The following is a 10,605-nucleotide window of genomic DNA, read 5'->3' as shown; positions in this document are numbered from 1 at the left end:
ACTCTCGTGACCGTCAGCGGGCAGGCCTCATGACCGCCACTGGGCGGTTCCTACTGGCCCTTGACAACTTCGGAGATCTTGCTCGCCGTCGCGGTCCGGTCCCACTTGGGCAGCGCCAGATGACTCCGTCAGGCGCACCATGGTGTCGGCCGCGTCGACGACGTCGTCTGGGGGAAGGCTCGGGTAGCTCTCCGCCACCCATCCGGCCAGGGTGTCGGAGGCGAGGTCGAGAAGCCGCGCGGATGTCGTGAGCAGCGGGAGCATCCCCGTGGAGGCCTGACTGCCCGCATCCAGGTCGCGGTTGGAGATGAGCACTGCCTTGAGCAGGGGGCTGCGTTCGGCCTCGTTCAAGGTGTAGTCGACGGCTGCTGCGATGCCGCGTTCCGCATCGCCGATGTGTGCCTCCAGCGCCTTCTGGATGCCCTCCAGGAAGCGCGAGGCCTCGCGGAGTACGACGGCTTCTCCGAGGCCGGCCTTGTCACCGAACTCCTTGTAGAGCACCGCCCGGGACACCCCGGCACGATCCGCGACCTCCCCCATACGCACCCGGTCCCAGCCGCGGTCGACGATCAGGTCGTGGGCAGCCTCGAGGACAGCGGCGCGCATGTGCTCCCTGAACCGTTCGCGCATGGACGGTGCCCGCATGACAGAGAGGTTAGCGATCTCTGTCTCGCGACCGACTCGCGTCCCTGACCTGGACACGCCCGCACGCTACCTAGCGTGCTCGTCGGCCAGTTGGTCGACCATGGCGGCGAGGGTGTCCTGGAGTCTCTGCACCCCTACAGTCACTGCCGTCGCCCTCGGACACTTTCGGAGGTCCTCGAGTGGCACCGGGTCCCCGACCAGCAGGGTGACCCGACGACGGCGGCGGCCTAGCACTACCCTCCCTTCGTAGGCTGGCACGATCGCCTGCACGCCCCATTGAGCGACGGGAATCAGTGGAGCTGACGTCTCCAGCGCGATGCGAACAGCACCTGACCTGAGCGACATCAGGCGCCCATCCGGTCGCTTCGTGATCGATCCTTCCGGATACACGACGACAAGAGCGCCACGCTCCACGGCTTTGACCGCGGCACGGATCCCAGACCGGCCGTCGGACCGATCGACCTCGACGTGGCCGGCCGACCGGAACCACCAGCCGACTGCTCTACTGTGAAACAGGCTCGCCTTGGCCATGAACCGGGGGGTCCGGCCCTGGGCGAGGATCATCTCCCCCAGGAACAGCGGGTCGGCCTGGGAGACATGGTTGGCGGCGAGCACCGCGCCTCCCGACCCGGGCAGGCGTTCGGTGCGGCGCCAGTCCGCTCTCCTGCCCAGCAGGAGCAGCGGTTTACAGACGAGCAAGGCCAGCCACCACGCAGGCCCGCGGGCGTCTCCGGGGACGCGTCTCTCGCCCGCGGGCCGACGCGAGTCACGCAAGTCCGGAGCGATATGCAGGACTCTCATCGCCGTCCAGACCGTCGACCTCCAAGCCATCCTTGCTCAGCTCGGCGGGCGATGGCTCGGTGGTGACCACGACCAGCGGTTACTGCGGCTTCTCACACCGCCACCTCCGCTGTCAGTGCGGCCATGTCGATCGCGGTCCCCTGGGTGAGCATGCGTTTGGTGGCCATGAAGTCGCGGGGACGGTTGACACAGTCAGCGGCTATCGGCTCGCCCTTCCGGAGGTAGTAGCAGGTGAAGTGGCGGTCACGGGTCGGGTCACCGCTCACGACGATGTCGTCATAGCCGGTGTTGAGTCCCGCGATCTGGAGCTTGAGGTCATACTGGTCCGACCAGAACCACGGGAGCGCCGCCACCTCCTTGTCCTTTCCACAGATGGTCGCTGCTGCCACCTTGGCCTGCTCCACTGCGCTCGGGACCGACTCCAGCCTGATTCGTCGGCCGTAGCGGGGGATGTCCTGCGACGCGCAGTCCCCGGCCGCCACGATGTCAGGGTCACTGGTGCGGGCGTGGGCGTCGATGAGGATCCCGTCGTCCACGACCAGGCCGGCTGCCTCGGCGAGCTCGGTGGTCGGCTCGATACCGATGCCGACGATCACAAAATCGGCTCGGACCGATTCGCCGCTGGCCAGGACCACCTCTCGCAGGCGGGTGTCGCCGACCAGGGCCTCGACCGAGGCGTTCGTCCGCACGTCGACGCCCTCTTCTTGGTGGATCCGCGTGAAGAAGGCTGACACCTCAGGGGCGGTGACCCGCTCGAGGACCCGGTCTGCGGCCTCGAGGACCGTGACGTGGAGGCCCGACGAGCGCAGCGAGGCAGCGGTCTCCAGCCCTATATACCCACCACCCACTATGACGGCGTTGCGTCCGGGGATCGCGTCCTCGCGAATCCGCTCCACGTCCGACGACCGACGCAGGTAGTGCACCCCGTCGAGGTCGGCACCCTCGGCACGGAGACGTCGGGGGTGCGCTCCCGTGCAAAGAGCAAGAGCGTCATAGGACAGGCGGTCCCCGGTGCCGAGCACGAGCTCGCCCGCCGACCGGTCGATCGACTGCACGCTGGCAGTCAGGGGCTCGACGTCCTGCTTGACGTAGAAGTCCTCAGACCGGATGGCCAGCTCCTTCAGCGAGCACTTCCCGGCCAGATATCCCTTCGACAGCGGAGGTCTTTGGTACGGCAGCGCCGACTCGTCACCGACCAGCACGATGTCACCCGACCAACCCTCCTGGCGGAGGCTGGTGACCAGCTGTACCCCGGCATGGCTGGCGCCGACCACCACCGCGCGTTCCGTGCTCATCCGGCGCCCTTGGGGGTGAGCTCGACCATCAGCTTGCTGATGCCGCGAACGAAGTTGGACTGCACGTACTGCGGCTCCCCGACCACATCGATCCTCTCGAAGCGCGGGAGCAGCTCCTCCCAGAGGATCCGCAGCTGCAGCTCGGCCAGCCGGTTGCCCATGCACCGATGCACGCCGAAGCCGAAAGCAATGTGGTTGCGGGCGTTGGGCCGGTCGATGATCAGCTCGTCCGGTCGCTCGAACACCGTCTCGTCGCGGTTGCCGGACGCGTACCACATGACCACCTTGTCGCCCTTGCGGATGAACTGGCCGTTCAGCATGGTGTCGGTCTTGGCGATCCGCCGCATGTAGGCAAGGGGGGTTTGCCAGCGGATGATCTCAGAGACCATGTTCGGGATCAGGTCCGGGTTGGCCTTGAGCTTCTCGAACTGGTCGGGGTACTGGTTGAGTGCGAGAACTCCGCCGCTCATCGAGTTGCGTGTGGTGTCGTTGCCGCCCACGATCAGCAGAACGAAGTTGCCGATGAACTCCATCGGACGCTTGATCAGGTCCTTGGTGCTCTCATCGCTCTGCAGCATCGTGACCAGGTCGAACCCGGGCTCTTCGCCGGCCGCGAGCCGGGCGGCCTTGGCGTGCCAGAGTTCCGTGAGTCCTCGCGCCATCTCGAGCATGCCGCGGAACAGCTCGTCGTTGTCGGTAGTGGCGGGGCCGCCGTTGGTCTGCTCCATCGAGGTTGCCAGGTCCGACCACTCGACGAGCTTGTGCCGCTCCTCGAAGGGGAAGTCCAGCAGCGTGGCCAGCATGCGGGCGGTCAGCTCGATCGACACCGTGCTCACCCAGTCGAACGGTTCGTTGACGGGCAGGTTGTCCAGGACGTCCCTGACGCGCTCGCGAATGAGGTCCTCCATCTCATGGAGGTTCTTCGGTGCGACGACACCTTGGACGGCGCGACGCTGTATGTCGTGTTTGGGTGGGTCCATGGCGATGAACATCGCGACGTCCATGAACCGCGGGGGTGTTCCGATGACGATGAGAGGCTCGGCGGAGAAGACCTCGTGGTTCTTGTCCACCGCCATGATGTCGGCGTGACGCGTCACCGACCAGAACGGGCCGAAGGGACTGTGGGGCTGGTAGTGGACCGGAGCCTCGTTGCGCAGACGTTCGAAGTAGGACGCCCACCGCCCCTGTCGGTAGAGGAACGGGTTGCTGAGGTCGATGTCGGCGAGGGGGACCTCTTCGACCGGCGGGATCGGGGCCTCGACGAACATCGGCCCGTTCGCGCCGGTGAGCCACCGCCGGCCCTTGTCGTAGAGGCGCGCGCCCTGGATCTGTCGCTCCAGGGGGATGGCGGACTCGACCTTCGTTTTCACTGTTTCTGGGATCTTGACTTCTGGGAACTTCATCTGGCTTGACCTCCTGCTACATCTGGAACTCGGGCAACTGCACGGTCAAGCCATCCCACGATTCGCAGACTTTGACTTGGCACGACAGGCGAGACGTCGGCTGTCGCTCGGGGTTCATCGAGAGCATCTCCTCCTCCTCGGGACCGGACCGGCCGACCTTGTCGGCCCAGGCGGGATCAACGATCACGTGACAGGTGCCGCATGCGGCCTCGCCGCCGCAGTCGGCATCGATGCCCGGGATGGCGTTGTTCGTCGCCACCTGCATCAGCGAACTGCCCTCCTCGAGCGGGGCCTCGTGCTGCTCCCCGTCGTGTGACATGAAGGTGACCACTGCCATCGACAATTCTCCTGACTTTGCCTACTGGATGGACGTTCTGGCGATGATTGTTGTCGGCGGTCCCCGGCAAAGCCATGTCGTATCGTGTCAGTATGTTGTGAATTCGGATCACGTGAGGGTTGCCTGTGTGGACAGACGAGCCAGGCGTCCCGTCGCTGGCCTTCGTGCAGCTGCTGAGCAGTCCGGCGATCGACGAGGACGCCGTCGAGCGTTTTCGCGTCGTCATGGCGCGCGAGGGAACCCGTGAGCTGACTCTCATCCAGACCCAGGGCGAGGCACCGCTGCGGTGGTTCCGCGAGGTCTATCCCGACCTCGACGGCGAGCAGGCCACCCGGCTCGGGATCGCCTGCGCAGAACACGCACAGCTCACATCCTTCGGACCGTTGAGTGTCCCGTTGGTCAGCGCGTGCACCGTCGCAGAGGTCGTGGAGCTGCTGACCTACCTGCCCTTGATCACCAAAGCGGTCACCACGCAGTTCCAACCGCAGCAGGACGACCTGACGATCAGGCTGTTGGGGAACGCAGGCGACCCCGATCTCGACTGTCTGGTCGTCACCTACTGCGGACTGGCACTCATACGCTTGATCGACCTGCTGGTCGGCGAGCCGTCGGAGGCAACCATGCACAGCCACTGGCCGGAGCCGAGCGGGCTACCCCGAGAGGCCGAGAGCCGGTCCCGACTCGAGTTCGACGCCCCCTTCTCCTACCTGCACATGCCCGCGAGGACGCTTCAGGCTGCCTGCCGCTTCCCCGACCCGATCACCTACGGACTCGCCGTCACCGAGCTCCAGCAGGCGCTCGCGCGCCGAGCCGGCACCCCGGAGTTCGCCCGCAGGGTCCGGGCGTTGCTCGACGACGGGCCCGGGGCGAGGACGATCCAGTCCGTCGCAAACGAGTTCTCGATGTCCTCGAGCACCCTGAAGCGCCGCCTCGCCGCTGAGGGGACCAGTTTCCGCGAGCTGCTGCAGCAGTCGATGGTCGACCGCGCCAGGAAGCGGCTTCTCGACCCCTCCACGTCGGTCAGCGAGGTCGCCAACGAGCTCGGCTACAGCGATCTCACCAACTTCTCGCACGCCTTCAAGAGATGGACCGGCAGCTCACCGAGCCACTTCCGAGGTGAGCACGAGCACCGATGAGGCGAGAGTGCTCAGTCCGAGCTCACCGACGGGTTCACGGCTGCATGCTCGGTGGCCTCCCCGGTGTCGGCAGGAGCAGCGAAGGTGTCGTCCGCAACCCCTAAGCCGGGGGTCATGCGGCCGTAGGCCTGGTCGAGGGCCGTCAGGGTCCGGTCCAGCGAGAGGTCGTCGAAGCTGTCGAAGTCCATCGGGGCACGTCGAAGCTCTCGCACAGCTCGCCATTGAAGGCCGGCGTCGCCTTCAACCATCGGTCGTCGAGGTGGACGCTGCAGTACCCGTGGTACACGAACAGGTCCGCGCCACCCATGAGGGCCCGCAAGTTGTCGGTCCGCAGGTGGTTGAGGAAGTCGGCGAAGCCCACCCGGGCAGGGATGCCCACGGCCCGCAGCGCTGCGGTCAGCAGCACCGGCCTTGGGAACGCTGTAGGCGCGGCCTGCCTCGAGCACGTAGCTGGCCCGGTAGTGCTCAGGGTCTCGGGACACCGAATGGGGGTCGTACCAGACTCTGTCCCGGACCGCTGCGAAGAGCAGGCTCGCCCGCTCACGCGGCGTCGATGCGCCGGCGACCACCTGCTGCGTGAAGTCGCGCACCGCAGCGCTGTCGTGATCGAGGAAGAAGGCCGACTCAAGGTGCGGTCCCGCCGTCGGCGTCATCGCCACCGCCAGGTGGTCGTCGGCCTTCCCGACCTCGACGACCATGCGTCGGCCTCCTCTTCCCAACGCGGCTGCGCACAGTGCGCGCCGTCCACACGCTGGAGCGGTCCTCATCGGACGCTCAAGTAGCTGTCGTCGTCGAAGCCGAGCCCGACGCTGTCAGCGAGATTGCGCGGGTCAACCACACCTGGTGTGCGATCCGGGCGACGACCTCGTCGTGCGACTCGTCGTGGTAGTCGAGCCAACAGATGGTCCCAGCATCGACCGGGTGCCCATCAGCCCCGCCATGACGCCGTCCCGGAAGGTCGACCTCGGGGTTGCGCAGGTACGCCCGACGCGGCGGCCACCAACTCCCCCGGAACCGCGTGCGCCCCAAGCCTGGCCCGACGCATCTCCCTGTTCTGCTGGCGCACTGCCATGAAGCGATCGAGGGTCGGATGCTCGGCCGCCCAACCGAGTGCAGCCCCGATGGCACCCGGATGATGGCAGGGCCGGTGCCACTGACCTGCATCGCGGGCCGAAGGGTGGTCGATGACCTGGTCCGCCGCGCACCGCAGCACCTCGCCGACGAGATCTTCCTTGCTGCGAAGTGGCGGTAGACGTGGGGCCGCGCATGCCTGCGCGTTCGGCGATCTGAGCGGTGCCGACCCCGGCGCCGTGATCCTCGATCGCGTCAGCCGCCGCCACTAGCTGTTCGCGCCGCGGACCTCGATGGGAGACGAGTCGAGATGACTCGGCGATCGGCTTGGAATGCTTAAGCTGTGGAGCCGGGATCGTCGGCGGTGGTGTTCGCGTATTGCGTTCGCCGACCGGCCACGATCGGTCACCCACCCCGGAGTTCGCCCGCAGCAGTGCGCATCTGGGAGATGGCATGGTGCTCGTCGCTGGTGAGAGTCGCGGCGAGTTCATTGACGTGTCGCCAGCGAGCGAGCGTCGATCCGTCGCTACGGCCGGCGGCAGCTAGAGCCGACCATGTGGCCGCGCAGCGCAGGAGCGCAGTTTCAGCCTTCGCCATCTCAGCGGACCGCGTTCGCCGCGCCACGTCGGCACAGAACTGCGCCTGCAACCGGCGGAACAGGCCGCCGCCGGTCCCTGCCTTCTCCACGAAGGCGTGGAGAGAGCGCAGCGCGACGTCCAACTCAGGTTCGGGCATGAGTTCCGGCCACCGGCCGACATCTTCCGCGAAGACCCCGATTCCATCGATGCCGGCACCAGCAACGGCATCCGGCGGCAGCACCGAGGTGTCCGGGATGATCGCGGTCGCCGCCGCTTGCATGTTCTCGACGGAGGCGACGAGGGCCGAAGCCGCGGTCGGGCGGAGATCCGGCAGGACCTGGGGCCAGTTCACGAAGTAGGTCGTGTGCCTGGTGGGCACGGGGAAGGATCGTGACGCGCGCGCCCGCGCAAGCGCATCGTAGGGGACCTCCTGCACCTCGGCTCGGTCGTTGTCAACCACGAAAGCGGTCTGGGTCTCGTCGTCGTAACCGATCACGACGATGTCGTGCCGACTCATCTGGAGGCGGACATTCAGGTAGGGCAACTCAGCGATGTCTGCCCACATCAGCACGGGACGACCTTGTCGTAGTTCCCCACGGACCCAACCCCAACCGGTGGCGGGGTCGTCGGTGTGCCGGACGTCGACCTCTGCACCCAGCCTGGCAAGAAGATCCACCTCAAGGTCACTGCTACGCCCGACGACGTAGATGGGCGGGGTGAGACCAGGCACCCGCAGATAGGTGAAGCCGAGCCCACCGCCCATTCCGAAGACCAGACCTTCGCTCGGCACCTCCTCCCAGCCCAGGCCGGCCCACTCCAAGAGGTCTCTCAGCGCTCCGGACCCGCAATGACCTGCCTGACGGTGGGGATAGTCCAGCAGCACTCGACGCGGCTCCGGCCGAAGCGCAGCGACCTCAACTGACATGGGAACTCCTGGAGTAGTCGGAGCACTCTGCGCGAGCGTGTGCCCGTCAAACGGTGGGCGCGACTCTACATGCATTCATGCACGCATGTAGACTCAGGCTGTGCCGCTGAAGCTAGGACGACAAGAAGACCGCTCGGCTGCTACCCGTCGGGCATTGCTGGACGCGACGGTCACATGCCTTGCCGAGCTCGGCTATACGGGGACAACCAGCGCCGCGGTCGCGGCTCGAGCGGGCCTTTCTCGCGGCGCGCAGCTGCACCACTTCGGGACACGCGACCAGTTGGTCGTGGCGGCGGTTGAGCACTTGGCGCAGCAGCGCCTGCGCCGCGTCCGAGAGCAGATGGCCCAGCTCGAGCTCCGTGACGCCGAGGACGGGGGGGCGACCGACCACAGGAGGCGAGGGACGGCGCTCCGCCTGCTATCAGATGCGCTGTCGGGGCCCTTGTATGCGGCGAGCCTCGAACTGTGGGTGGCCGCCCGCGCTCACGAAGAGCTGCGGGCAGAGTTGGTCCCCACCGAAGACCGCGTGAACGCGGAGCTCGCCGAGATGTGCCGCACCTACGTCACACAGGACCCCATCGAAATCCGACTCACCCTGGATCTCCTTCTCGGTCGAGGGGTTAGCGGTCTGCTCGCTCCTCATTCCCATGAACGGCAGTCCGAAGTCTTGGCTGCCTGGGCGCAGCGCCTCCAGGGCGGTCCTCGTGGCTGACATGCAAGCGCTGCTGGCCATGTGGGCGGAGAAGTTCGCCGTCTACCCGGACGGGGCTGAACTCCCGACTCACCACGACCACTGCCTGGGGTGCGGCCCGAACAATCCCCATGGGCACCACCTCCGGGCCCTGCGGCACGGGGATGGTGTGCAGGCTTGGCACACGTTCGACAATCGTCACGTAGGCGCACCGGGCATTGTCCATGGCGGCGCAGTCGCCACCGTTGTCGATGACCTTTACGGTTGCCTGCTTTTCCTCGAAGGAGGCCCTGCCGTCACCCGCCAACTGACGATCGAGTATTTGGCACCGGTACTCATCGGAGCGGAGTACCGACTCCAGGCCGATGTCGTCCGGCGCGAAGGGCGCAAGCTGTTCGTCGCTGCCCGTGCAACCGAGCCAGACGGTCGCGCGGTCATCACTTCTACGGCCGTGTTCGTGAAAGTGTCTGTCGAGCACTTCGCTCAGGGCAGTCCACCTGGCGTGCCTGCGGATTGACCGCGCCCGTCCTTGCAGGGCCGCCTCGGGCCATCGCTCGCGGCCTGCGGCCTGCGCCTCCAATCCGGGCATCCGCTGACGCTCACACCCGGGATCGGGACCACTCGAGCGGCTCGCCAATCCGGCCCCGACCCCGGGCCGTCGGCTGACGCGGTCAGTTGTGCAGATGGACGCCATGTTTGTACTCTCGGTACAAGCCCAGCACAGCGAAGGGATCCACGTCGGTGCGTACTGTCCCGGCTCACACGGCGGTCAAACTCAGCGTCGCAGCGGAGCTGTTCGCCGATCACGGTGTCGAGCAGACCAAGATCGAGGACATCGCTGCTGCCACTGGGATTCCCAAGGCGACGTTGTACTACTACTTCGCCGGCAAGGAGGAGATCCTTGCCTTTCTGTTCCGCGACACCTTGAACCGCGTTGCGGATGAGGTGGCCATCGCCGTCGAGTCGGAAGGGTCGGCAGCGGCCCGGCTCGCCGAGGTGATTCGAGCGCAGTTGCGGGTGATGGCGGAGCAGCCGGCGATCTGCCGGGCTTTGGTGGGTGAGCTAGGACGTGCGGGCCGTATCCCTGAGATCGCAGCGATGATTCATGCGGCCTACTACCAGCCCGTACAGTCGCTGATCGAGGACGGCGTGACTGAGGGCTCGCTGCGGCAGGTGCCCGATCCGGAGTCGGGTGCCATGGCGGTCTTCGGTGCGGTCACCATCAGCGCCCTGTCCTACCTTGTCACCGACCAGGCCCTGGACCAGGAGCGCATCGCGAGCGCCGTGACGACCCTGGTCCTCGACGGCCTGCGGCTGCGTCAGCGCTGACCCCGACCGCGCGGCCGCAAGCGACGGTGCCGGTCCCGACAGACGAGGATCTTACGACGTGCTCAACCAAGCCCTGCCGATCTGGGCAGTCCGCGTACTGGCCGCTGTCCTCGCACTGGCACTGTTCGTCCTCACCGTTGCGGTCGCCCTGCTGCTGCCGCACATCCCCCGGCTGGTGCGGGCGGCCTCCGACATGCCGGCGGCCCTAGAAGTGGTTGACCGAGCGCCGGACACCCTGGACCAGGTAGAGAGGATCGACCGCAATGTCGAGAGCCTCACTCCCCCTGTGGCCACCGCGACCGAGGACCTCTCCGCGGTCGCGCCGCACTGATGGCGCTCGCCGGAATTCCCCAGTGATGCTCATCGAAGTTCCCCACCCTGGGCGGTGGTCACT

At 66.7% G+C, this 10,605-nt stretch carries 11 protein-coding genes and 1 pseudogene; 5 read left to right on the top strand and 7 right to left on the bottom strand.

Going from position 1 to position 10,605, the window contains the following annotated elements; translation table 11 throughout:
• Positions 1-27 precede the first annotated feature (27 nt).
• From ACYVIH_RS22525 to ACYVIH_RS22505, 5 genes and pseudogenes are all read right to left on the bottom strand, one after another.
• Complete coding sequence (locus ACYVIH_RS22525; protein WP_460871785.1) at positions 28-645, bottom strand: TetR family transcriptional regulator; 618 nt, start codon at positions 643-645, stop codon at positions 28-30.
• 66 nt (positions 646-711) lie between these two features.
• Complete coding sequence (locus ACYVIH_RS22520) at positions 712-1,344, bottom strand: lysophospholipid acyltransferase family protein (RefSeq protein WP_460871786.1); 633 nt, start codon at positions 1,342-1,344, stop codon at positions 712-714.
• Positions 1,345-1,538: 194 nt separating this feature from the next.
• Positions 1,539-2,741, bottom strand: a complete 1,203-nt coding sequence (locus ACYVIH_RS22515) for an NAD(P)/FAD-dependent oxidoreductase (protein WP_460871784.1) — start codon at positions 2,739-2,741, stop codon at positions 1,539-1,541.
• Between the two features lie 5 nt (positions 2,742-2,746).
• Positions 2,747-4,144 (bottom strand): annotated as a pseudogene (locus ACYVIH_RS22510) (cytochrome P450); the annotation flags it as partial.
• A gap of 16 nt (positions 4,145-4,160) precedes the next feature.
• Positions 4,161-4,481, bottom strand: coding sequence for a 2Fe-2S iron-sulfur cluster-binding protein (locus ACYVIH_RS22505; RefSeq protein ID WP_068121188.1), 321 nt, complete (start codon positions 4,479-4,481; stop codon positions 4,161-4,163).
• Positions 4,482-4,606: 125 nt separating this feature from the next.
• Here ACYVIH_RS22505 and ACYVIH_RS22500 point away from each other — a divergent pair, with 125 nt between their 5' ends.
• Positions 4,607-5,617 (top strand): AraC family transcriptional regulator, encoded by a 1,011-nt coding sequence (locus ACYVIH_RS22500; RefSeq protein ID WP_460871783.1) that lies wholly within the window; start codon positions 4,607-4,609, stop codon positions 5,615-5,617.
• A gap of 11 nt (positions 5,618-5,628) precedes the next feature.
• Here the strand turns inward: ACYVIH_RS22500 and ACYVIH_RS22495 are convergent, their stop codons facing one another.
• The gene (locus tag ACYVIH_RS22495) at positions 5,629-6,315 is read right to left on the bottom strand and encodes a transglutaminase-like domain-containing protein (RefSeq protein ID WP_460871782.1); all 687 of its coding nucleotides are present in this window, start codon (positions 6,313-6,315) and stop codon (positions 5,629-5,631) included.
• Between the two features lie 778 nt (positions 6,316-7,093).
• On the bottom strand, positions 7,094-8,191 hold the full coding sequence (locus ACYVIH_RS22490; RefSeq protein WP_068124011.1) for a BtrH N-terminal domain-containing protein: 1,098 nt from the start codon (positions 8,189-8,191) through the stop codon (positions 7,094-7,096).
• 100 nt (positions 8,192-8,291) lie between these two features.
• Between ACYVIH_RS22490 and ACYVIH_RS22485 the strand changes: the two genes are divergently transcribed.
• The 4 genes from ACYVIH_RS22485 to ACYVIH_RS22470 all read left to right on the top strand — a co-directional run bounded on the left by ACYVIH_RS22485 (position 8,292) and on the right by ACYVIH_RS22470 (position 10,542).
• Entirely contained in the window at positions 8,292-8,903 is a 612-nt protein-coding gene (locus ACYVIH_RS22485; protein ID WP_179516878.1) for a TetR/AcrR family transcriptional regulator, read from the top strand.
• A 1-nt stretch (position 8,904) separates the two neighbouring features.
• A complete protein-coding gene (locus tag ACYVIH_RS22480) occupies positions 8,905-9,399 on the top strand; it encodes a PaaI family thioesterase (RefSeq protein WP_068124015.1) in 495 nt (164 codons plus the stop codon).
• Between the two features lie 224 nt (positions 9,400-9,623).
• Positions 9,624-10,211: a TetR/AcrR family transcriptional regulator gene (locus ACYVIH_RS22475; protein ID WP_068124016.1), complete on the top strand. Its 588-nt coding sequence runs from the start codon at positions 9,624-9,626 to the stop codon at positions 10,209-10,211.
• 58 nt (positions 10,212-10,269) lie between these two features.
• On the top strand, positions 10,270-10,542 hold the full coding sequence (locus tag ACYVIH_RS22470; RefSeq protein WP_460871781.1) for a hypothetical protein: 273 nt from the start codon (positions 10,270-10,272) through the stop codon (positions 10,540-10,542).
• Positions 10,543-10,605 lie beyond the last annotated feature (63 nt).

Source organism: Nocardioides pakistanensis (assembly GCF_054781215.1).
This window is presented reverse-complemented; position numbering and strand designations above follow the sequence as displayed.

What these genes read in the sequence shown, in the direction of transcription:
- ACYVIH_RS22480 (WP_068124015.1), top strand. Translation starts at nt 8,905, where the DNA reads ATGCAAGCGCTGCTGGCCATGTGGGCGGAGAAGTTCGCCGTCTACCCG.
- ACYVIH_RS22490 (WP_068124011.1), bottom strand. Translation starts at nt 8,191, where the DNA reads ATGTCAGTTGAGGTCGCTGCGCTTCGGCCGGAGCCGCGTCGAGTGCTG.
- ACYVIH_RS22495 (WP_460871782.1), bottom strand. Translation starts at nt 6,315, where the DNA reads ATGGTCGTCGAGGTCGGGAAGGCCGACGACCACCTGGCGGTGGCGATG.
- ACYVIH_RS22515 (WP_460871784.1), bottom strand. Translation starts at nt 2,741, where the DNA reads ATGAGCACGGAACGCGCGGTGGTGGTCGGCGCCAGCCATGCCGGGGTA.
- ACYVIH_RS22505 (WP_068121188.1), bottom strand. Translation starts at nt 4,481, where the DNA reads ATGGCAGTGGTCACCTTCATGTCACACGACGGGGAGCAGCACGAGGCC.
- ACYVIH_RS22525 (WP_460871785.1), bottom strand. Translation starts at nt 645, where the DNA reads ATGCGGGCACCGTCCATGCGCGAACGGTTCAGGGAGCACATGCGCGCC.